The organism is Bradyrhizobium sp. UBA2491 (assembly GCF_002341725.1).
In the GTDB taxonomy this organism is placed as follows: Bacteria; Pseudomonadota; Alphaproteobacteria; order Rhizobiales; family Xanthobacteraceae; genus Bradyrhizobium.
In genome coordinates, this window is record NZ_DDOP01000048.1 from 15,465 (window position 1) to 37,693 (window position 22,229).

The 22,229-nt window shown below is 65.3% G+C and carries 23 protein-coding genes; 16 read left to right on the plus strand and 7 right to left on the minus strand.

Going from position 1 to position 22,229, the window contains the following annotated elements; translation table 11 throughout:
• The first annotated feature begins 111 nt into the window (after window positions 1–111).
• The 11 genes from B2W55_RS16005 (at window position 112) to B2W55_RS16055 (ending at window position 10,228) form a co-directional block, all read left to right on the plus strand.
• Entirely contained in the window at window positions 112–1,680 is a 1,569-nt protein-coding gene (locus tag B2W55_RS16005; RefSeq protein WP_244442335.1) for a hypothetical protein, read from the plus strand.
• A 119-nt stretch (window positions 1,681–1,799) separates the two neighbouring features.
• Window positions 1,800–2,789, plus strand: coding sequence for a Bug family tripartite tricarboxylate transporter substrate binding protein (locus B2W55_RS16010; RefSeq protein ID WP_024584780.1), 990 nt, complete (start codon window positions 1,800–1,802; stop codon window positions 2,787–2,789).
• Between the two features lie 562 nt (window positions 2,790–3,351).
• Complete coding sequence (locus tag B2W55_RS16015; RefSeq protein WP_024584781.1) at window positions 3,352–3,546, plus strand: hypothetical protein; 195 nt, start codon at window positions 3,352–3,354, stop codon at window positions 3,544–3,546.
• 5 nt (window positions 3,547–3,551) lie between these two features.
• Window positions 3,552–4,307 carry a metal ABC transporter ATP-binding protein gene (locus B2W55_RS16020; RefSeq protein ID WP_024584782.1) on the plus strand — a complete coding sequence of 252 codons (756 nt, stop codon included), beginning with the start codon at window positions 3,552–3,554 and terminating at the stop codon, window positions 4,305–4,307.
• A 5-nt stretch (window positions 4,308–4,312) separates the two neighbouring features.
• Complete coding sequence (locus B2W55_RS16025) at window positions 4,313–5,182, plus strand: metal ABC transporter permease (RefSeq protein WP_024584783.1); 870 nt, start codon at window positions 4,313–4,315, stop codon at window positions 5,180–5,182.
• A 2-nt stretch (window positions 5,183–5,184) separates the two neighbouring features.
• On the plus strand, window positions 5,185–6,057 hold the full coding sequence (locus tag B2W55_RS16030) for a metal ABC transporter substrate-binding protein (RefSeq protein WP_024584784.1): 873 nt from the start codon (window positions 5,185–5,187) through the stop codon (window positions 6,055–6,057).
• A 57-nt stretch (window positions 6,058–6,114) separates the two neighbouring features.
• Window positions 6,115–7,188: a CobW family GTP-binding protein gene (locus B2W55_RS16035; RefSeq protein ID WP_024584785.1), complete on the plus strand. Its 1,074-nt coding sequence runs from the start codon at window positions 6,115–6,117 to the stop codon at window positions 7,186–7,188.
• Window positions 7,188–8,207 carry a WD40 repeat domain-containing protein gene (locus B2W55_RS16040; RefSeq protein ID WP_024584786.1) on the plus strand — a complete coding sequence of 340 codons (1,020 nt, stop codon included), beginning with the start codon at window positions 7,188–7,190 and terminating at the stop codon, window positions 8,205–8,207. Before B2W55_RS16035 ends, B2W55_RS16040 begins: the two co-directional genes overlap by 1 nt.
• 53 nt (window positions 8,208–8,260) lie before the next feature.
• On the plus strand, window positions 8,261–8,977 hold the full coding sequence (locus tag B2W55_RS16045) for an MgtC/SapB family protein (RefSeq protein WP_024584787.1): 717 nt from the start codon (window positions 8,261–8,263) through the stop codon (window positions 8,975–8,977).
• Window positions 8,978–9,053: 76 nt separating this feature from the next.
• On the plus strand, window positions 9,054–9,368 hold the full coding sequence (locus B2W55_RS16050; RefSeq protein ID WP_029880178.1) for a hypothetical protein: 315 nt from the start codon (window positions 9,054–9,056) through the stop codon (window positions 9,366–9,368).
• 119 nt (window positions 9,369–9,487) lie between these two features.
• Complete coding sequence (locus B2W55_RS16055) at window positions 9,488–10,228, plus strand: acetoacetate decarboxylase (protein WP_024584789.1); 741 nt, start codon at window positions 9,488–9,490, stop codon at window positions 10,226–10,228.
• Window positions 10,229–10,357: 129 nt separating this feature from the next.
• On the opposite strand, the gene B2W55_RS16060 is transcribed toward B2W55_RS16055, so the two are convergent.
• The 6 genes from B2W55_RS16060 to B2W55_RS16085 all read right to left on the minus strand — a co-directional run bounded on the left by B2W55_RS16060 (window position 10,358) and on the right by B2W55_RS16085 (window position 15,328).
• On the minus strand, window positions 10,358–11,800 hold the full coding sequence (locus B2W55_RS16060; RefSeq protein WP_024584790.1) for a homospermidine synthase: 1,443 nt from the start codon (window positions 11,798–11,800) through the stop codon (window positions 10,358–10,360).
• A 40-nt stretch (window positions 11,801–11,840) separates the two neighbouring features.
• Window positions 11,841–12,230 carry a RidA family protein gene (locus tag B2W55_RS16065; protein ID WP_024584791.1) on the minus strand — a complete coding sequence of 130 codons (390 nt, stop codon included), beginning with the start codon at window positions 12,228–12,230 and terminating at the stop codon, window positions 11,841–11,843.
• Between the two features lie 99 nt (window positions 12,231–12,329).
• The gene (locus B2W55_RS16070) at window positions 12,330–12,500 is read right to left on the minus strand and encodes a hypothetical protein (RefSeq protein WP_168200248.1); all 171 of its coding nucleotides are present in this window, start codon (window positions 12,498–12,500) and stop codon (window positions 12,330–12,332) included.
• 10 nt (window positions 12,501–12,510) lie between these two features.
• Complete coding sequence (locus B2W55_RS16075) at window positions 12,511–13,119, minus strand: GNAT family N-acetyltransferase (protein ID WP_024584792.1); 609 nt, start codon at window positions 13,117–13,119, stop codon at window positions 12,511–12,513.
• Between the two features lie 130 nt (window positions 13,120–13,249).
• Entirely contained in the window at window positions 13,250–14,392 is a 1,143-nt protein-coding gene (locus B2W55_RS16080) for a type III PLP-dependent enzyme (RefSeq protein WP_024584793.1), read from the minus strand.
• Between the two features lie 675 nt (window positions 14,393–15,067).
• A complete protein-coding gene (locus tag B2W55_RS16085; protein ID WP_024584794.1) occupies window positions 15,068–15,328 on the minus strand; it encodes a hypothetical protein in 261 nt (86 codons plus the stop codon).
• 130 nt (window positions 15,329–15,458) lie between these two features.
• On the opposite strand from B2W55_RS16085, the gene B2W55_RS16090 reads away from it, so the two are divergent.
• The 3 genes from B2W55_RS16090 to B2W55_RS16100 are packed head-to-tail and all read left to right on the plus strand — an operon-like array spanning window position 15,459 to window position 19,314.
• Complete coding sequence (locus B2W55_RS16090) at window positions 15,459–17,546, plus strand: M3 family metallopeptidase (protein ID WP_024584795.1); 2,088 nt, start codon at window positions 15,459–15,461, stop codon at window positions 17,544–17,546.
• Between the two features lie 2 nt (window positions 17,547–17,548).
• Complete coding sequence (locus B2W55_RS16095) at window positions 17,549–18,196, plus strand: DUF1007 family protein (protein ID WP_029880179.1); 648 nt, start codon at window positions 17,549–17,551, stop codon at window positions 18,194–18,196.
• Window positions 18,193–19,314, plus strand: a complete 1,122-nt coding sequence (locus tag B2W55_RS16100; protein ID WP_024584797.1) for a nickel/cobalt transporter — start codon at window positions 18,193–18,195, stop codon at window positions 19,312–19,314. The genes B2W55_RS16095 and B2W55_RS16100 overlap by 4 nt, the downstream gene beginning before the upstream one ends.
• 212 nt (window positions 19,315–19,526) lie before the next feature.
• Here B2W55_RS16100 and B2W55_RS16105 read toward each other — a convergent pair whose 3' ends face one another.
• Window positions 19,527–19,925, minus strand: coding sequence for an MAPEG family protein (locus B2W55_RS16105; protein ID WP_024584798.1), 399 nt, complete (start codon window positions 19,923–19,925; stop codon window positions 19,527–19,529).
• Window positions 19,926–20,039: 114 nt separating this feature from the next.
• Here B2W55_RS16105 and hemH point away from each other — a divergent pair, with 114 nt between their 5' ends.
• Both hemH and B2W55_RS16115 read left to right on the plus strand, forming a co-directional pair.
• Window positions 20,040–21,077: a ferrochelatase gene (gene hemH, locus B2W55_RS16110; protein WP_024584799.1), complete on the plus strand. Its 1,038-nt coding sequence runs from the start codon at window positions 20,040–20,042 to the stop codon at window positions 21,075–21,077.
• 192 nt (window positions 21,078–21,269) lie between these two features.
• A partial coding sequence (locus B2W55_RS16115; protein WP_291532245.1) for an SPFH domain-containing protein occupies window positions 21,270–22,229 on the plus strand: 960 nt, incomplete at its 3' end.

Genomic DNA, 22,229 nt, shown 5'->3' on the forward strand with positions numbered 1-22,229 from the left:
GCTGCCGCGATGAGAAAAACGTGACCGCAATGTTGCGGGCCGCCGCGAATATCGTCGCCTGACCGCCGCTCTCTCACGCCTGAGGAAACAATCCTCACATGGGAGGGAGCGATGCGAATTCTCGGGGGAATTCTGCTCGGCAGCATGCTGTTGTCGGCGGGGCCGGTGCTGGCGGACGACGACGCGTCCGAGCTGCGTGCGCTGAAGGCGCGCCTGAAGCAGCTCGAACAGCGTATGGAGACGCAGGCGAAGAGAGAGGAGGCGCTGGCCGCGCGGCAAAGCGTCATGCAGAACGCGCAGATGACGGCCAAGGCGCCGGTGCCGTTCGATCCTTGCGCGTCGGGCAAGCTGTGCTACCGGGGCGTCAGCTTCACCTTCGGCGGCTGGGTCGATCTCACCGGCATCTACCGCAGCCGCAATCTCGCCTCCGATTCGGGCTCGGTCTTCAACTTCATCCCGTTCCCGCAGAGCAAGAACTACAACACCGGCGAATCGCGCTTCACCGCGCGCCAGACCCGCTTCTCGGTGCTTGCCGAAGCCAACGCAACGTCGGACATGCACATCGCCGGTTATGGCGAGCTCGATTTCGAGGGCGCGGCACAGACCGCGAATTCGGTCGCGACCAATTCGTTCAATCCGCGGCTGCGGCAGGCCAGCGTCGAGATCGACCGCACCGATCTCGGTTTCCATGTCCTCGCCGGCCAGTCCTGGTCGCTCAATACGCCGAGCAAGGCGGGCATCGATCCGCGCGGCGCGGATACGCCCGGCGTGATCGATTTCGAACTGGTGCCGGGTTTCCTCGGCGCACGGCAACCGGGTCTACGGGTCTGGCAAGACATCGGCCCCGAGTTCAAGCTCGCGGTCTCGGCCGAGAATCCGCAGTCGTCCTTCTTCGGCGGCAACACGCCGCTGGTCGGTACGCCCGCGGTCGGGCCGCAGGGCGTGCTCAATCCGAACCTGCTGGTCAATCTGACCGGCCCGGGCGGCAGCTTCTTCAACAGCCTGAACAATGTCAGCCTCAATCACGTTCCGGATATCACCTTGAAGGGAGCGTGGGACCCGCGGCTCGGGCCCTACAAGCTGCATGTCGAGGCGTGGGCGCTGTATCGCGACTTCTACGATCGCTTCAATTTCGCCAACCATGACGTCAACACGGTGAGCTTCGGCGGCCACCTCTCGGCCGAGATCGTGCCGAAGACGCTGGAAGTGCAGGCCTCGGCCTCCTACGGCGCGCTCGGCCGTTTCACGGCAACCCCGTTCCCCGACGCGACGCTGCGCCAGGACGGCTCGATCCAGCCGCTGCCGATCACGGCCTTCCTGGTCGGTTCGGTCTGGCACACCACGCCGTCGCTCGATCTCTATGCCTATGCCGGTCTCGAGAAGACCAAGGCGACGTTCTCCGATGTCGGCACGGTGCCGTTCGGTTACGGCAATCCGCTCTACAACAACCTCGGCTGCAACATCGAGAACTCGCCGGCCGCCACCTGCAACGGCAACACGTCGGAGGTCAGGCAATACACCGTGGGGTTCTACGACACGATCTTCAAGGGCGCTTACGGCACCATCAAGGCCGGCGCGCAGTATTCCTACACCCAGCGCTTCGCCTTTCAGGCTGTCGGTGGCGCGCCGAAGACCGACGACCACATCATCATGACCCAGATCCGCTACTACCCGTTCTAGGCACGATGACTCCGAGCAGAGAAGCCGGGTGAGAGCGACCGCGGCCGCTGCGCCAATCTGTCCCGTAGCTGGGATCGGGCAATGCGCTACCCTCACCAAAAAATCGGGGAGGGACTTGCATGCCAACCAAATTCAGCCGTCGCCACGTCATCGCTGCCGGAGCGGCGACGGCTGCGCTGCCTTTGCTGTCGCGCGGAGCCGTGGCGCAAGGCGTGTGGCCGTCGCGGCAGATCCGCATGATTTGCAGCTATCCGGCAGGCGGCCAGACCGATCTTCTGGCGCGCGCGTTCGGCGAATTCATCGCAAGGCAGGTCGGGCAGACCGTCGTGATCGAGAACAAGGCGGGCGCTTCGGGTTCGATCGGCGCCGCTGAAGTCGCGCGCGCCGCGCCCGACGGACACACCATCCTGTGCTCGATCTCGACGACCTACGTGATGAACCGCGCGATGATGAAGAATCCCGGCTACGACATGGACAAGGATTTGACGCTGGTCAGCGTCATCCCGGGCGGCGGGCTCCTGCTGGTCGCGAGCCCGAAGCTCGGCGTCAAGACGCTGGCGGAGTTCGTCGCCTATGCGCGGAGCAGCGGCAAGGTGAATTTCGGTACCTACAGCGCGGGCTCCGCCCCACACATGACGGTCAACGAGCTCAACAAGCAATACGGCCTCAGCATCGAGCCGATCCATTATCGCGGCGAAGCGCCGATGTGGACCGGGCTTGCGGAAGGCACGCTCGATGTCGCGATGGGCAGTTACACCGCGGCGCAAACCGTCCTGCAAAGCAACCGCGGCGTGGTGTTCGCCGTGCATGCGAAGAAGGTCGGCACGATCCCGGAGATCGCGACGCTGCCCGAACAGGGCGCGACGTCGAAATTCTTCACCGTGAGCGGCTTCTCCGGCTGGGCGGTGCCGAAGGCGACGCCGCAGCCGATCGTCGACCGGTTGTCCGAGTTGTGTGTCGCCGCCAACAACGATCCGAAGGTGAAGGAGGTTCTCGCGACCTTCGTGCTGGAGCCCGCGATCGGTTTCAAGGAGAGCAACGCGCTGTATCAGCGCGAGCTGCCGGTCTGGATGGAGGCCGCCCAGTCGCTCGGCCTGCCGCCGGCGTAGGGTCGGTCAGGAACTACAGGATGGGTTTCGCTGAGCTTTAGCGGAGGCGGCATGCCGGGTGATGACCCGGAGATGAGATGCGCCATGACGGTGCAGCGTCGTCCCGGCGAAGGCCGGGACCCATAACCACCAATGTTGACTGGCGCGCAATGCTGGAACGACGAGTCCCGCTCACAATATCTGCTGCGGCGTATGGGTCCCGGCCTTCGCCGGGACGACGAATGGACAGAACTCGGGCTACTCCGTTGGATCGCCCGCGAAAGCTATGCGCGGGTGACGACACCGTGCGTTCGACATCTTGAATAGAGAACCATCCCCGTCGTCGTTCTGGCGAAAGCCAGGACCCATTACCCCGGAGAGAACTACACTCCGGTTGCCGCTCGACTGGTCCGTATTGGTCGGCCGGCGGCATGTTTCCATGGCTTGGCCCTGGGTTCGTCTCCGCCGGTTCCGTCCCGGTGAAATCGCCTCATCCCCCGTTCGAATCTCCCACGATTTCGCGGGTCGGCCATGAGTTCCTGCTTTGTGGACTCGCGTTATGTTATAATATAACAGTCTGGCCATGGCGCATACGCACACCCACGACCACCACCATCACGGCCACGCCCATCCCCACGGGCACAGCCACGGCCCAGCCGCGCATCCGGCCCAGGCGGCGCCCTGGTCGATCCTGCGGATGCCCGTACCAGCCCGCCTGCTGGCGGCGCTGGCGGTCAGCGCCTGCCTGTGGGCCGTGGTCTGGCTGGCGATGAGGTGATACCCGTGGCTGCTCTTGTCACCTTCCGCGACGTCACCCTCGGCTATGACCGCCACCCGGCCGTGCATCATCTCACCGGCGCCGTCGAGGCCGGTGCGCTGCTGGCCGTGATCGGCCCGAATGGTGCTGGCAAGTCGACGCTGCTGCGCGGCATCGCCGGCGTGCTCAAGCCGCTGTCCGGCGCGATCGATCTCGACGGGTTGGACCACCGCGACATCGCCTATCTGCCGCAATCCGCCGACATCGACCGCACGTTCCCGATCTCGGTGTTCGATTTCGTCGGCACCGGGCTGTGGCGCTCGACCGGCTTCTTCGGCGGCATCGGCAGGGCTGCGCGCGACAAGATCCTGGCGGCGCTCGCCGCGGTCGGCCTCAACGGCTTCGAGAACCGCCCGATCGGCACGCTGTCCGGCGGTCAGACCCAGCGCATGCTGTTCGCACGCGTGCTGTTGCAGGACGCCCGCCTGATCGTGCTCGACGAACCCTTCAACGCCATCGACGCCAAGACCACGGCCGATCTGCTGGCGCTGGTGAAGCGCTGGAACGGCGAGGGCCGCACCGTGCTGGCTGCGCTGCACGACCTCGACATGGTGCGCAACAATTTCCCGGAAACGCTGCTGCTGGCGCGCGGCCCGGTCGAATGGGGTCCGACCGCGCAGGCGCTGACCGCGGACAATCTGATGGTCGCGATGAAGATGTGCGAGGCGTTCGACGACGGTGCCGCCGCCTGCGCCGTCGATCCGCGCTCGAGGGCTGCCTGACGCCGATGCTATCAGACGCGCTGATCACGCCCTTCACCGAATTCGAATTCATGCGCCGCGCGCTGGCGGCCGTGATCGCGCTGTCGCTCGGCGGTGCGCCGATCGGCGTGTTCCTGATGCTGCGACGGATGAGCCTGGTCGGCGACGCCATGGCGCATGCGATTCTGCCGGGGGCTGCGATCGGCTTCCTGATCTCCGGGCTCAATCTGTTCGCGATGACGACCGGCGGCCTGGTCGCGGGCTTCACCGTGGCACTGCTCGCAGGTCTCGTCGCCCGCACCACCGAATTGAAGGAGGACGCCTCGCTCGCGACCTTCTATCTGGTCTCGCTCGCGCTCGGCGTCACCATCGTCTCGATCAAAGGCACCAATATCGACCTGCTGCACGTGCTGTTCGGCAACATCCTGGCGATGGACGACCAGACGCTGCTGGTGATCGCGTTCAACGCCACCATCACGCTTTTGGTCCTGGCGGTGATCTATCGGCCGCTGGTGATCGAGTGCGTCGATCCGATCTTCCTGCGCACCGTGAGCCGGGCCGGCGCGCCGGCGCATCTTGCCTTCCTCGCGCTGGTCGTGGTCAACCTCGTCAACGGCTTCCATGCGCTCGGCACGCTGCTCGGCGTCGGGTTGATGATCCTGCCCGCGGGCATCGCGCGGTTCTGGTCGCGCGACATCACCACGATGATCTGCATCGCGGTTGCGAGCGCGATGTTGTCCGGCTATGCCGGGCTCGTGCTGTCGTACCAGACCCGCATCCCCTCCGGCCCGGCGATCATCCTGGTCGCGGCGGGGCTCTATATCGTGTCGCTGCTGTTCGGCAATGTCAGCGGCCTGGTGCGGCAGTTGTTTCCCGGCCGACATCTCGAGGCGTAATCATGCGGCGTTTGTTTGGTTTGATCTGTCTGGCGCTGGCGCTGGCAAGCGGGTCGGCGCGTGCCGCCGATCGCATCAATGTGGTGGCGAGCTTCTCGATCCTGGCCGACATGGTGCGGAACGTCGGCGGCGACCGGGTCGATGTTACCGCGCTGGTCGGGCCCGACGGCGATGCCCATGTCTACGCCCCGACGCCGGCGGATGCCAAGAAGGTCGCGGACGCCCGCCTGCTGGTCATCAACGGCCTCGGCTTCGAGGGCTGGATGCCGCGGCTGTTGCAGGCCTCCGGCAGCAAGGCGCCGGTCATTGTGGCCACCAAGGCGATCATGCCACGGAAGATGGGCGGCCATGACGATCCGCATGCCTGGCAGTCGGTGGCCAATGCGAAGATCTACGTCGTCAATATCCGCGACGGGCTGATCGCGGTGGCCCCCGACCAGGCCGCTATCATCAAGGCCAATGCCGACGCCTATCTCGCCAAGCTGGAAGTGCTCGATCGCGAACTGCATGAGGCGGTGGCGAAAATACCGGAGGCCCGGCGCAAGGTGATCTCGACCCACGGGGCGTTCGGCTATTTCGCCGACGCCTATGGGGTGACGTTCTTCTCGCCGCTCAGCGTCTCCACCGATGCCGAGCCCAGCGCACGCGATATTGCCGCCATCATCGCCCAGATCAGGGACGCGAAAATTCCGGCAGTTTTTCTTGAAAACATCACCGATCCGCGCCTGATCCAGCGGATCGCGGCCGAGACCGGGGCCAAGGTCGGCGGCACCCTGTATTCGGACAGTTTGACGGGCGAAAAGGGCCCGGCACCCACTTACATTGATATGGTCAGGCACAATATAAAGGCCCTGACCAGCGCGCTCGCCGACTAGGGCAGGGGCCTCCCTGCTGCGGGGTTGAGCGCCTTTCAAGTTCCTTTCGGAGTTGTCATGGCTGAAGCCTCGCAAAAGATTCCAGTGACCGTGCTGACGGGTTATCTCGGCGCCGGCAAGACCACGCTGCTGAACCGCATCCTGTCGGAGAACCACGGCAAGAAATACGCGGTGATCGTCAACGAATTCGGCGAGATCGGCATCGACAACGACCTCATCATCGGCGCCGATGAGGAAGTGTTCGAGATGAACAATGGCTGCGTCTGCTGCACGGTGCGCGGCGACCTCGTCCGCATCATGGACGGGCTGATGAAGCGCAAGGGCAAGTTCGACGCCATCATCGTCGAGACCACCGGGCTTGCCGATCCGGCGCCGGTCGCGCAGACCTTCTTCGTCGACGAGGACGTGCAGAAGAACGCCCGGCTCGATGCCGTGGTCACGGTCGCCGATGCCAAGTGGCTCAGCGATCGCCTCAAGGATGCGCCGGAAGCCAAGAACCAGATCGCGTTCGCCGACGTCATCGTGCTGAACAAGACCGACCTGGTCTCCAAGCCCGAACTCGCCGAGGTCGAGGCCCGCATCCGCGGCATCAATCCCTATGCCAAGCTGCACCGCACCGAGCGCTGCCAGGTCGGGATCGCAGACGTGCTCGAGCGCGGCGCGTTCGACCTCGACCGCATCCTGGAGATCGAGCCCGATTTCCTCGAGGCCGGCGACGATCACGACCATGACCACCACCATCACGACCACGGTCATCACCATCACGATCACGGTCATCACCATGACCATGATCATCACGATCATGGCCACGGCCTGAAGCACTATCACGACGAGGACATGCAATCGCTGTCGCTGCGCTCGGAGAAGCCGCTCGACCCGACCAAGTTCATGCCGTGGTTGCAGAACCTCGTCGCCACCGAAGGCCAGAAGATCCTACGCTCGAAGGGCATCCTCGCCTTCACCGGCGATGACGACCGCTACGTGTTCCAGGGCGTCCACATGATGCTGGAGGGCGACCACCAGCGGAAATGGAAGGACGGCGAGAAGCGTGAGAGCCGCGTCGTGTTCATCGGTCGCGAGCTGCCGGAGCAGGCGATCCGCGACGGCTTCGAGCAGTGCATCACCACGTGATGAAAGAGTTCGATCCGGGCGAGGCCGCCTCCTCGATTGTTTCTATCACCGATCGCGTCAAGCCGCTGCCGCTCGGCGCGGCTGTCGGCTCGGTGCATTTCCTCGGCGACCGCGCGTTCTTCGTCGGTGCCGAGGAGAGCGTTGCGATCGCGACCGCCGACGGCGAGATCACGCGCACCGAGACGCATTTCGGCGCCATCCTGTGCGCGGCCTCCGACGGCAAGCGGCTGGTCACCGGCGGTGACGACGGCAAGCTGATCGCGATCGACGCCAAAGGCGAGACCGCTGTCATCGCGACCGACGCCAAGCGGCGCTGGATCGACAACGTCGCGCTGCACAGCGACGGCACCGTGGCATGGTCGGCGGGCAAGACCGCGTTCGTGCGCAACCCGAAGGGCGAAGCGAAAACCTTCGAGGTGCCGTCGACCGTCGGCGGATTGGCGTTCGCGCCGAAGGGACTGCGGCTCGCGATCGCGCATTACAACGGCGTGACGCTGTGGTTTCCCAACATGGCGGCCAATCCGGAATTCCTGGAATGGGCCGGCTCGCATCTCGCCGTGACCTTCAGTCCGGACAACAAATTCCTGGTCACGGCGATGCACGAGGCCGCGATGCATGGCTGGCGGCTTGCCGACAACAGGCATATGCGGATGAGCGGCTATCCCGGCCGGGTGCGCTCGATGTCATGGAGCGTCGGCGGCAAGGGGCTCGCGACCTCCGGCGCCGATACCGTGATCGTCTGGCCGTTCACCAGCAAGGACGGGCCGATGGGCAAGGAGCCGGCGATGCTGGCGCCAATGCCGGCGCGGGTCGCCGTGGTCGCCTGCCATCCGAAGAACGACATCATGGCGGTCGGCTATGCCGATGGCACCGTGCTGATGGTGCGGCTCGAGGACGGCGCCGAGATCCTGGTGCGGCGGAATACCGGCGCCGCGGTCTCCGCGCTGGGCTGGAATGCCAAGGGTACGCTGCTCGCCTTCGGCACGGAAGATGGTGACGCGGGCATCCTGGAAATGTAAGAGATCGCGGCATCCGAAGCATTTCGGGAGCGTAGCTCCAGCCGGGCAGTGCCATGCGATTTCTTGCGACATTCCAGATCGCCGACTTCCTTGACACGCTGGTGAGCCTGGCCTCGGCCTTCGTGCTCGGCACGCTGATCGGCGCGGAGCGGCAATATCGCCAGCGCACCGCCGGCCTGCGCACCAATGTGCTGGTCGCGGTCGGCGCGGCTGCCTTCGTCGATCTGGCGATGCGGCTGGATGGCCCTGACGGCGCGGTGCGGGTGATCGCCTATGTGGTGTCGGGAATCGGCTTCCTCGGTGCCGGCGTCATCATGAAGCAGGGCATGGACGTGCGCGGCCTCAACACCGCGGCGACGCTGTGGTCTTCGGCCGCGGTCGGCTCCTGCGCCGGCGCCGACATGGTGGCGCAGGCGGCGGCGCTGACGGTGTTCGTGATCGCCGGCAACACGCTGCTGCGTCCGCTGGTCAACGCCATCAACCGCATCCCGCTGGACGAGAAGGCCTCGGAGGCGACCTATTACGTCAAGCTCGCGGTCACCCTCGAGGCGCTGCCTGACATGCGCGACCGCCTGGTGGAAAAGCTCGAGGCCGCGAATTATCCGGTCGCCGACGTCGCCGTGGTCGAAATCGGTGACGATCTGCCGGAGATCGTGGCGACGCTGGTCTCGACCGCGATCGACCCGCACGAGCTGGATGCGGTCGTGACCGACCTCGAGCGGCAGCCCGGCGTGCGCCACGCCACCTGGGAAAGCAATACCGCCGACTGAGTTCCCGCCGCCTCCGGCTTCGGAACGATGCGGAGGCAGGATCGTTGACATCGCGAACAAGTCGCGGGTGAACGAGATGGCCAGTCTGCGGAATGACATGCTGATCGCCGCCACGCTGGTGGTGGCGGGCGTCGCGGTATCGGCGTTCGCGCTGCACGCCATCAATGCCGCGCCGCCGCAGCAGATGGCGCAGGCGACCCACCCGCTACGGCCTTCGCCGGATCCGCAGCAGACCGCGCCCCCGGCCGAGTCGAAGCCCGGCGGCGAGCGGCCGACCACGCCGGCGCCGCAGCCGGCCCGTCCCGACGCCGAGGCGCAGAAGGCCGGCGCCAAGCCGGTGTTGCCGCCCGCGCCTGCGGAAAAGACCGCGCCGCCGATCGAGAAGAAATAGGCGCGCCGCGGTCGCGCATTGTGACGTGCATTTGACGAGCGCTGCCGATTATACGGTCTCGCCTCGGCGGTCCGGCCGCTCCATACTCTGCCGTCTTGCCAACGACAGATGGGGCTTCCATGAAGATCGAAGACGTCCGGCGCACCGCCTATTCGATGCCGCTCACCAACCCGTCATTCCCGCCGGGGCCCTATCGGTTCTACGACCGCGAATATTTCATCATCACCTACAAGACCGACCCTGAGGCGCTCGCCGCCGTGGTGCCGGAGCCGCTCGAGGTCGCCGAGCCGGTGGTGAAGTACGAATTCATCCGTATGCCCGACTCGACCGGCTTCGGCGACTACACCGAGACCGGGCAGGTGATACCGGTCCGCTTCAAGGGTGAGCTCGGCGCCTATACCCACGCGATGTATCTCGACGACGAAGCCCCGATCGCCGGCGGCCGCGAACTATGGGGATTTCCGAAGAAGCTGGCGCGGCCCAAGATCGCGGTCGAGAGCGACGTGCTGGTCGGCTCGCTGCACTACGGCTCGGTGCTCTGCGCTTCCGCCACCATGGGCTACAAATACCGCAAGGTCGACCACGACACGGTGCTGAATTCGATGAAGGCGCCGAATTTCATCCTCAAGATCATCCCGCATGTCGACGGCAGCCCGCGGATCTGCGAACTGGTGCGCTTCCATCTCGACGACATCACGTTGAAGGGCGCCTGGACCGGTCCCGCCGCGCTCGGCCTGTTCCCGCACGCGCTGTGCGACGTGGCCCGGTTGCCGGTGCGCGAGGTGATCTCGGCCTTGCACTACAAGGCCGACCTGACGCTCGGCCTCGGCTCGGTGGCGTTCGACTACATGGCGAAGTAGCTGCCGTCATTCCGGGGCGCGCGAAGCGCGAGCCCGGAATCCATCAGGACGCAAACTCGGTTGTGGAATGGATTCCGGGCCTGGCCCTTCGGGCCATCCCGGAATGACGTGAGTGGAGATCGCGTCGGGTCAGCGCACCAGGATGTTCTTGAACTGCCAGGGATCGCTGGTGTCGATGTCTTCCGGGAACAGTCCGGGGCGATCCGTCAGCGGGGTCCAGTCGGTGTAGAATCCCTTCACCGGGCCGAGATACGGCATCTGGATTTCCAGCAGCCGGTCGAAATCCATCTCGTCGGCCTCGACGATGCCCCGGTTCGGGTTTTCCAGCGCCCACACCATGCCGCCGAGCACAGCGGAGGTCACTTGCAGGCCGGTGGCGTTCTGATAGGGCGCGAGCTTGCGGGTCTCTTCGATCGAGAGCTGCGAGCCGTACCAATAGGCGTTGTTGTCATGGCCGAACAGCAGCACGCCGAGCTCGTCGATGCCGTCGACGATTTCGTTCTCGTCGAGGATGTGATGCTTCTCCTGCATCTTGGCGGCGCGGCCGAACATCTCATGCAGCGACAGCACGGCGTCGTCGCACGGATGATAGGCATAGTGGCAGGTCGGCCGGTAGATCGCGGTGCCCGCTCCATCACGCACCGTGAAGTAATCGGAGATCGAGATCGACTCATTGTGGGTCACGAGGAAGCCATATTGCGGTCCGCGGGTCGGGCACCAGGTCCGCACCCGCGTGTTGGCGCCGGGCTGCATCAGATAGATCGCGGCACCGCAGCCCGCTTCGTGGGTATGGGCATTCTCGGGCAGCCATTTCTCATGGGTGCCCCAGCCGAGCTCGGACGGCTGGACGCCTTCCGACAGGAAACCTTCCACCGACCAGGTGTTGACGAAGACATCCGGCTCCTTCGACAATTTCGAGCGCTGGGTGTCGCGCTCGGCGATGTGGATGCCCTTGACGCCGGCCTGCCGCATCAGGTCCGCCCATTCGGCCTTGGTCTTCGGCTTGGGGGCATTGAGCTTCAGGTCGGCGGCGACATTGAGCAGCGCCTGCTTGACGAAGAACGAGACCATGCCGGGATTGGCGCCGCAGCAGGAAATGGCCGTGGTCGAGCCCGCGGGGCGCGCCTTCTTGGCGGCCAGCGTCACTTCGCGAAGCGCGTAGTTGGAGCGCGCTTCCGGTCCCTTCGACGCATCGAAATAGAAGCCGAGCCAAGGCTCGTTGACAGTGTCGATATAGAGCGCGCCGACTTCGTTGCAGAGCTCCATGATGTCGGTCGAGCCGGTATCGACCGAGAGATTGACGCAGAAGCCCTGGCCGCCGCCCTCGGTGAGCAGCGGGGTCAGCAACTCCCGATAATTGTCCTTGGTCACCGCCTTCTGGATGAACTTGACGTTGTGCTTCTCGCAATGGGCCTTGCGGCCCTCGTCCTTGGGATCGATCACGGTGATGCGCGACTTGTCGTAATCGAGATGCCGCTCGATCATCGGCAGCGTGCCTTTGCCGATGGAGCCGAAGCCGACCATGACGATGGGGCCGGTGATCTTCGCGTAGATCTGCGAGGAGGAATTCATCATTTTCTCCAGGAGAGCGCCTAGCGGCGGGTAGAGTGGATCAGGGGTTACGTCGCTTTGCGGTGACTTCGATTTCGACCTTCATCTCGGGCTTGTAGAGCCCTGCGACGATCAGCAGCGTTGCGGCCGGACGGATGTCGCCGAGAACCTCGCCACAGACCGCGAAATGGGCGTCCGCGTCGTTGACGTCGGTGAGGTAGTAGGTCGCACGGACGATATCGGCCATCGCGAAGCCGCCTTCCTTGAGGGCTGCCTCGATGGTCTTGAAGCAGTTCCGTGACTGGCTCGTGACATCGGCCGGTATGGTCATCGTGGTGTAGTCGTAGCCGGTGGTTCCGGCGACGAAGGCGAAATCGCCGTCGATCACGGCGCGGCTGTAGCCGGCGGTTTTCTCGAAGGGCGAGCCGGTGGAAATCAAGCGGCGGGGCATGTGGGACCTCGACGGAAAAAGGCGTTTCGCGGGGTTTACGGGCATTTTCGCCGCCCGCGCAACCCCTTCAATTCTGGCCTGGAAGCCTGACAGCTATGGCTAGCGGGACTGCTGCGTGGTGTCCGGCGGCGGCGGCGCCACCGCGCCGGTCCAGCGCCGGATCAGGATGTCCCGGACGATCATGACCGAGATCAGCAGCAGCATGATCGTGGTGACGAGGCCGCGCCAACGCGGACGCGCGCCATCGATGACGGGAAGGTTCTCTGCCATGTCGCCCGCCTTACGCTGCGTGCGGCACGGCGAGCGGTGCCTTCCGGGAGCGGGTCGCCTTGGTCTTGGGCCGCAGCGGTGCGCCGGCCGGCGTGATCATGCCCCAGGTGCCGTCCAGCGCGCCCTCGACGAGCTCGAGGCCAAGCAACCGCTCGCGCTCGAAAGCACCGGGCAGCGACAGCTCGCCGGTCTTGGCGGCGGTGAAGCCGAAGCGGGCGTAATAGGGGGCGTCGCCGAGCAGGATCACCGCGCCATGGCCACGGGCCTTGGCGACGGCCAGCGCGCGCCGGAGCAGCGCGGCGCCGACGCCGAGGCCGCGGCAGTCGTCGTCGACTGCCAGCGGCCCCAGCATCAGCGCGCTGCGGCCCCCCGCGCTGACGTGCCACAGCCGCACGGTTCCAGCCAGCCGGCCATCCTGGCGCACGGCCGCAAGGCTCAGGCCTTGGGCGGGCGCGCGTCCGTCACGCAGGCGCTGGCAGGTGCGCGTATGGCGGTTCTCGCCAAAGCAGGCATCCAGCAGCGCTTCACGCGCGACGACGTCCGAGGCACGCTCCGCACGGATCGCGAACGGGGCGGCTTGTCGGATGAGGGCGACGGGGGTGTTCCGTTTTGCAGTCATGGCACGTCAGTCCCCGCTTGCAACGGCATGTTCTACGCCGCGGCAAGCGTCGTTCAGAAAAATCAAAAATGATCAGGAAGGAGCCGGCGGGGCCGGCTCCCGGTTCATCAGGCCTCGATCGGGAGGCGGCTCAGATGTGGTAGGTCTTCAGCGGCGGAATGCCGTTGAACGCCACCGACGAGTAGGTCGACGTATAGGCGCCGGTGCCTTCGATCAGCAGCTTGTCGCCGATCTCAAGCGTCACCGGGAGCGGATACGGCAGCTTCTCGTAGAGCACGTCGGCGCTATCGCAGGTCGGGCCCGCGAGCACGCACGGCGTCATGTCCGCCCCGTCATGCGGGGTGCGGATGGCATAGCGGATCGACTCGTCCATCGTCTCGGCGAGACCGCCGAACTTGCCGATGTCGAGATAGACCCAGCGAACCTCGTCCTCGTCGCTCTTGCGCGAGATCAGCACCACCTCGGTCTCGATCACGCCCGCATTGCCGACCATGCCGCGGCCCGGTTCGATGATCGTCTCCGGAATCTGGTTGCCGAAATGCTTGCGCAGCGCGCGGAAGATCGACCGGCCATATTGCAGGACCGGCGGAACGTCCTTGAGATACTTGGTCGGGAAGCCGCCGCCCATGTTGACCATGGTCAGGTTGATGCCGCGCTCGGCGCAGTCACGGAACACGGTCGACGCCATCGCGAGCGCACGGTCCCACGCCTTCACCTTGCGCTGCTGCGAGCCGACATGGAACGAGATGCCGCACGGCTCCAGGCCCAGACGCTTGGCGAGGTCGAGCACGTCGACCGCCATCTCCGGATCGCAGCCGAACTTGCGCGACAGCGGCCACTCGGCGCCGGCGCAGTCATAGAGGATGCGGCAGAACACCTTGGCGCCGGGCGCGGCGCGGGCGACCTTCTCGACCTCGGCGGCGCAATCGACCGCGAACAGGCGAATGCCGAGCGCGAAGGCGCGCGCGATGTCGCGCTCCTTCTTGATCGTGTTGCCAAAGGAGATGCGGTCCGGCGTCGCACCGGCGGCCAGCGCCATCTCGATCTCCGCGACGGTCGCGGTGTCGAAGCAGGAGCCGAGCGAAGCCAGCAGCGACAGCACTTCGGGCGCGGGGTTGGCCTTCACCGCGTAGAACACGCGGCTGTCCGGCAGCGCCTTCGCGAAGGTCTGGTAGTTGTCGCGCACGACTTCGAGGTCGACGACGAGGCACGGCTCGGTGTCGAGACCATCCTGACGGCGGTTGCGCAGGAATTCCTGAATACGTTCAGTCATGGCACTCTCCAACGGCCCCAGCGACGGGATCCGCATCAACGTGACGTCGGGTGAGAGCGCTCCGGCCACATCGCGCGATGGAGGCGCGTTGAGGCCAAAAGACTCAAACCAGACTGTGCTGCCGTGGATTGGTTGGGAGAGTTTCCCGCCCGCTCACCTGGCAATGAAGGACAAGCCTTTTCAGTAGCCCGCGCCGGCGTTGGACCGCCGGTAGAGACCAAAAAAGCCCGATCCGTCGTTGCTTTAAGTCGCGTCCCCCGTGGAGAGCGGGGTGCGCCGGTTCGCCTCCGGCTGCCAGTCACGGTTGCAAAGAGTGGTGACACCTTCAACAAGGCATCTCTGGAGAGAGATGCTGGCCGCCTCGTGTCCAGATGGACTGTCCAAATGGACGTAAGCGACCCTCGGTTCTTCCACCCCTTGGCGGCTGTCCGGCCTCTTGTCCGGATACCTACCGACTGACACACGACCACAGGCACGTGCGAAATTGGGCAAGGCAGGAAATAAGTCTTTTGACTTCGCGGCGCAAGAATTTTTTTGCGATAGCGACAAATTTCCCTAACGCGTGCTTGCGATCTCGCGTGCAGCGCGTGTTGAAGATGAACGGCCGTTAAGAATGACTAACGAAGCGTGTGCGTTTTAGCCCTGTGCCGCAGTGCTTTCTTGAATCGCGCGAACTCACGCGCGACGCGTGAACGGTTCGATGCGCTGCGCGCCGCGAATGAAGGCGATCATGATCAGCACGCCGATGCCGAACAGCACGGCTTGCAGGATGTGCGCGCCGGTGTCGTTGAGTCCGAACAGGATCGCCAGCGCCCAGCCGCCGGCGAACGCCGCGCCGAACACTTCCGCGCCGATCAGGATCGCCGCCGAGATCACGGTGATGACGCTCGGCCAGTAGATCCGGCTGTTGCCTGAGGCGGTGGGCTGCATGCTCATGAAATAGGTCCTGTTCAGGGGGCGCAATCTCTCCGAAAAGGGCCCATCTATCAAGCGTAAAAGGCCCAAAAATGCCGTATCGCGTGATATAGATTGGGCCGCAATTTCAAGGCGAAAAACGGGACATTCGATGTCAGAAACCAGCGCAGAGGCGCAAGCCCAGGCTCTTGCCAACCCCCTCCTGAAGGCATGGCAGACGCCGCTCGAGACGCCGCCCTTCGCCGAGATCAAGCCGGAGCATTTCCTGCCCGCGTTCGAGCAGGCCTTCGCCGACCATTCGGCGGAAGTGGCTGCGATCACCCATGATCCGGCGCAGCCCGACTTCGACAACACCATCACGGCGCTGGAGCGCTCCGGCAAGCTGCTGTCGAAGGTTTCGGCGGTGTTCTACGATCTGGTCTCGGCCCATTCGAGCCCGGCGATCCTGGAGATCGACAAGGAAGTGTCGCCGAGAATGGCGCGGCACTGGAATCCCATCATGATGAACGCTGTGCTGTTTGGCCGCATCGCCATGCTGCACGAGAAGCGCGCCTCGCTCGGCCTGACCGGCGAGCAGATGCGGCTCTTGGAGCGCACCTATACCCGCTTCCATCGCTCCGGCGCCGGGCTCGACGAGGCCGCAAAAGTACGGATGGCCGAGATCAACGAGCGCCTCGCCCAGCTCGGCACCTCGTTCAGCCACCATCTGCTCGGCGACGAGCAGGAATGGTTCATGGAGCTCGGCGAGAGCGACCGTGCCGGCCTCTCCGACACATTCGTGGCGGCGGCCAAGGCTGCGGCCGAAGAGCGCGGCATGGGTGGCAAGGCGATCGTGACGCTGTCGCGCTCCTCGGTCGAGCCGTTCCTTCAGAGCTCACAGCGGCGCGACCTGCGCGAGAAGGTCTACAGGGCCTTCACCGCCCGCGGCGACAATGGCAACGCCAACGACAACAACACGACCATCGTGGAGATCCTCGCGCTCCGCGAGGAGACCGCGAAGCTGCTGGGCTTCCCGACCTACGCCGCCTATCGGCTGGAGGATTCCATGGCCAAGACGCCGGAGGCGGTGCGTGGCCTGCTGGAACGGGTCTGGAAGCCGGCACGGGCGCGGGCGCTCGCCGACCGTGATGCGCTGCAGGCGCTGATCACGGAAGAGGGCGGCAATTTCACCCTGGCGGCCTGGGACTGGCGCTACTACGCCGAGAAGCTGCGGCAGGCCAAAGCCAATTTCGACGATTCCGCGATCAAGCCCTATCTGGTGCTCGACCATATGATCGAGGCGGCGTTCGACTGCGCCACCCGCCTGTTCGGCGTCACCTTCGCGGAGCGCAAGGACATCCCGGTCTGGCACCCGGACGTCCGGGTCTGGGAGGTCAAGGGCCGCGATGGCCAGCACAAGGCGCTGTTCTATGGCGACTACTTCGCGCGGCCCTCGAAGCGCTCCGGCGCCTGGATGACCTCGCTGCGCGACCAGCAGAGGCTCGACGGCGACGTGGCCCCGCTGGTCATCAATGTTTGCAACTTCGCCAAGGGCGCCGACGGCGCGCCGTCGCTGCTGTCGCCGGACGATGCCCGGACCCTGTTCCACGAGTTCGGCCATGGCTTGCACGGCATGCTCTCGGATGTGACCTATCCGTCGCTGTCGGGCACATCCGTGTTCACCGACTTCGTCGAGCTGCCCTCGCAGCTTTACGAGCACTGGCAGGAACGGCCCGAGGTGTTGCAGCGCTTCGCCCGCCACTACCAGACCGGCGAGCCACTGCCCGACGACCTGCTGAAGCGCTTCCTCGCCGCCCGCAAGTTCAACCAGGGCTTCGCCACCGTGGAGTTCGTCTCCTCGGCGCTGGTCGACCTTGAGTTCCATACCCAGCCGGCGGCGGCGAGCCGCGACGTCCGTGCCTTCGAACAGAAGGAACTGGAGAAGATCGGCATGCCCGCGGAAATCTCGCTGCGGCACCGGCCGACCCAGTTCGGCCACATCTTCTCCGGCGACCATTATGCGTCCGGCTATTACAGCTACATGTGGTCGGAGGTGATGGACGCGGATGCCTTCGGCGCTTTCGAGGAAGCCGGCGACATCTTCGATCCGGCGACCGCCAAGCGGTTGCTTGACGACATCTATTCGTCGGGCGGCTCGCGCGATCCGGAAGAGGCCTATGTCGCGTTCCGCGGCCGCGAGCCGGAGCCGGATGCGCTGCTGCGCCGTCGCGGCCTGCTCGAGACACCAGAGGCAGCTTGAACGTGAGGTCGTCCCTCAGCCGGCCGATCGCCTGGCTCGTGCTTGCGGCATCCATCGTGCTCGGCACGGCGGCGGCCGAGGCGCATCCGCATGTCTGGATCACCGCCAGGAGCGAGCTGATCTACGCGCCCGACGGCACCATCACCGGGGTCCGCCATGCCTGGACCTTCGACGACATGTTCTCGACCTATGCGTTGCAGGGCATCGAGACCAAGGTGAAGGGCGCCTACAGCCGTGAGGAACTGGCGCCGCTGGCCCAGACCAATGTCGAGTCGCTGAAGGAATACGCCTACTTCACCTTCGCCAAGGGCGACGGCAAGAAGCAGAAATTCACCGAGCCGGTCGACTACTTCCTCGAATACAAGGACTCGGCGCTGACGCTGCACTTCACCCTGCCGGTGAAGACGCCGTTCAAGGCCAGGCAGCTCTCGCTCGAAGTGTTCGATCCGGCCTACTTCATCGACTTCCAGTTCGCCGAGAAGGAGCCGGTCAAGCTGATCGGTGCCGCGGCCGACTGCAAGATGCAGTTCCAGCGGCCGAACGACGGCTCCGCCGCGGCGCAGAAGCTCGGCGAGCAGAACTTCCTCGACGGCGCCAACGCCAATTTCGGCATGATGTTCGCCAACAAGATCACGGTGGATTGCCCATGACGCCGATCGTCCCCCGCCTGATGCGCGGCTTCGCCCTCGGCGCCGCCGTGCTGGCGGCGTTCGCGCTGCTCGATGGCGCGGTGCATGCGCTGCTGGCGCAGAATCCGTTCGGTGCGCCGCGCGCGGCGGAGCCGCAGGGCGGGATCGTCGGCTGGCTGTTGGCAAAACAGTCGGAATTCTATCGCGAGATGTCGGCGACCATCCGCGCCGCGAAGTCCGATGGTTCGGCGGTCTGGACGCTGCTTGCGATCTCGTTTGCCTACGGGATTTTCCACGCCGCAGGTCCCGGCCACGGCAAGGCGGTGATCTCGTCCTACATGGTCGCCAATCGCGAGACCGCGCGGCGCGGCATCGTGCTGTCGTTCGCCTCGGCGCTGATGCAGTCGCTGGTCGCCATCGCCATCGTCGGGGTCTGCGCCTGGCTGCTCAACGCGACCGCGAAGACGATGTGCGGGGCGGAGAAGGCGATCGAGATCGCCAGCTACGCACTGATCGCAGCGTTCGGCGCCCGGCTGGTCTGGGTCAAGGGCGGCGGCTTCCTGCGCGCGTTGCAGGTGCCGCGCCCGGCGCTGGCGCTGGCCGGTGCGCATCGGCACGACCATCACGATCATGCGCGCCCCGACCATGGCCATGATCACCATCATCGTCACGCCCATGACGACCACGACCACCACCACCATGATCATCATGGCCACGATCATGGTCATGACGCGGGTCACGTCCACGACGAGCATTGCGGCCATTCGCACGGGCCGACGCCGGCCGAGCTTGCCGGTCCCGGCGGCTGGCGGCGTGGTCTGAGCGCGATCCTCACCGTCGGGATCAGGCCGTGCTCGGGCGCAATCCTGGTGCTGGTGTTCGCGCTGGCGCAGGGGCTGTTCTGGGCCGGCATTGCCGCGACCTTCGCGATGGGTCTGGGCACCGCCATCACGGTGGCCGCGATCGCGCTGGTCGCGGTCTCGGCGCGTGGCATGGCCGAGCGGCTCAGCGCGGCGCGCGACGGCGGCGGCATGCTGATCATGCGCGGCCTCGAATTCGCCGCCGCGGCGCTGGTGCTGCTGTTCGGGCTCGGTCTGCTGTTCGGCTATGTCGCAGCCGAACGGGCGACGTGCCTTTAAAGTCACCTCGGCTCCGCTTGTGGGAAGAGGTCTCTTGAGTGAGGCACGCATCGCTGCGAGGGTTCCCTCTCCCTTGCGGGAGAGGGTTAGGGAGAGGGGTGCCGCTTGCTCCGCTGCCTGTTAGCTGCGAGCGCTTACTCTCCCGCAAGGGGAGAGGGAGCCTGACCGGCGTACTCACCTCACGTGAGAACGGAGCCGGGCAGAGAGGCAACTCAGCTCGTCAGATATCCCCTGATCGCCGGCAGGAAGAAGATCGCGATGTTGATCGCGAAGCCGATGCTCCACAGGATCGAGCGCAGCGTCGGGCGATTGCCGACGTAAGTGAAGACGTAGGCGATCCGGACGATCAGGAACAGCACGGCGAGCTCGTCGATCAGCCGCAGCGGGCCGACGCGGAATTCGGCCAGCAGCACGGCGAAGGCGAAGAACGGAAAGGTCTCGATGCCGTTCTGGTGGGCGCCGAGCGCCCGCGAGCGGATCGGGTCGTCGTAGAAGTCCGGGTCGCGCGGCTTCGCATTGTCGAAGCTGCGAAAGCTGGTCCATTTCACCGACACGATGGTCAGGAGCGAGAGCATCAGCGTCCCGAAGACGCACCATTCGGCGATCGTCATGGTTCCCCCCATTCACGGAGCGGAAGGTAGCCAACCCGCGCTCGGCTTGACAAGGTTGGAGCAACGCGCGAAGCCCAAAGCTCCCAAGCGAAGGACGTCAGGCGCAAGGCCATCATGAGCACGGTGATCCCCTTCGAGAGCGCGAAGCCGGCCGCAGCGCCGAAGCCGGAACGGGTCGGCGTGCTGCTGGTCAATCTCGGCACACCGGATACCGCCGATGCCGCTGGCGTGCGGGTCTACTTGCGGGAATTCCTGTCCGATCCGCGGGTGATCGAGAACCAGGGCCTGCTCTGGAAGCTGATCCTCAATGGCATCATCCTGCGGGTCCGCCCGGCGCGGAAGGCGCGCGACTACCTCAAGATCTGGAATACCGCCAACAACGAGTCGCCGCTGAAGACCATCACGCGCTCGCAGGCCGACAAGCTGGCGGAGGCGATTTCCGACCACGACCATGTCGTGGTCGACTGGGCGATGCGCTACGGCAATCCCTCGATCAAGGAACGAATCGCGGCGCTGGCGGCGCAAGGCTGCGGCCGGCTGCTGGTGGTGCCGCTGTATCCGCAGTATTCCGCGGCGACCTCGGCCACCGTCTGCGACGAGGCGTTTCGCGTGCTGGCCGGCATGCGCGCGCAGCCGATCCTGCGGGTGACGCCGCCGTATTACGACGACCCCGATTACATCGAGGCGCTCGCGGTCTCGATCAACGGGCATCTCGCGACGCTGCCGTTCCAGCCCGAGATCATCGTCGCCTCGTTCCACGGCATGCCGAAGGCCTATGTCGACAAGGGCGATCCCTATCAGGCGCACTGCATCGCCACCACCAACGTGCTGCGCAAGCGGCTCGGGCTCGATGCCTCACGGTTGCTTCTCACCTTCCAGTCGCGCTTCGGCAATGCCGAGTGGCTGCAGCCTTACACCGACAAGACGGTCGAGAAGCTGGCAAAGGACGGCGTGCGGCGAATTGCCGTGGTCACGCCCGGCTTCTCCGCCGATTGCCTCGAAACGTTGGAGGAGATCGCGCAGGAGAATGCCGAAATCTTCCGGCACAATGGCGGCGAGCAGTTCGCGGCGATCCCCTGCCTCAACGACAGTGACGGCGGCATGGACGTGATCCGCCAGCTCGTGCTGCGCGAACTTCAGGGCTGGATCTAGCGAGGCTGGAGCGCTTTGTTAACGATCCGTGACACCGGACAGCGCCATCGGTTCAGCCTTCATGCATCTGGCAGCCGCACAATCCATTCCTATGTGATAGATAGAAGAACGGCCGGCTGAACCGGCGCAGCGCTCCTGCCGACTTATGGACGACCGCGCCCGGCGACGGTCTCGCCGGCCCTGGAGGACCTTATGACTGGCTTCGATATTTTCGCGATCGCGTTTGTTCTTCTCGTCATCGTCACGCTGTTCGCCGGGATCAAGACCGTTCCACAGGGCTATGACTGGACCATCGAGCGGTTCGGAAAATACACCCGCACGCTGTCGCCCGGCCTCAATCTGATCGTGCCCTATTTCGATCGCATCGGGCGCAAGATCAACATGATGGAGCAAGTGATCAACATCCCCGAGCAGGAGGTGATCACCAAGGACAACGCCACCGTGACGGTCGACGGTGTCGCCTTCTACCAGGTGTTCGACGCCGCAAAGGCGAGCTACGAGGTCGCCAATCTCAATCAGGCGATCACCGTGCTGACCATGACCAACATCCGCTCGGTGATGGGCTCGATGGATCTCGACCAGGTGCTGTCGCATCGTGACGAGATCAACGAGCGGCTGCTGCGCGTGGTCGACGCCGCGGTGTCGCCATGGGGCGTCAAGGTCAACCGGATCGAGATCAAGGACATCGTGCCGCCAGCCGACCTCGTCGAGGCGATGGGCCGGCAGATGAAGGCCGAGCGCGTCAAGCGTGCCGACATCTTGCAGGCCGAGGGCCAGCGGCAGTCCGAGATCCTGCGCGCCGAGGGTGCCAAGCAGGGCCAGATCCTGCAGGCCGAGGGCCGCCGCGAAGCCGCCTTCCGCGACGCCGAGGCGCGCGAGCGGCTTGCCGAGGCCGAGGCCAAGGCGACCCAGATGGTGTCGGAATCGATCGCCAAGGGCGACGTCGCCGCGCTGAACTACTTCATCGCCGACAAATACATCAAGGCGTTCGGCCAGCTCGCCGAATCGCCGAACCAGAAGGTGCTGATGCTGCCGATCGAGACTTCGAGCGTGCTGGGCTCGCTGGCCGGCATCGGCGAGATCGCCCGCGCCACCTTCGGCGAGAGCGCGGCGTCGGCGACCGCCGCCGCACGGCGCGCTCTCGCCGAAGGT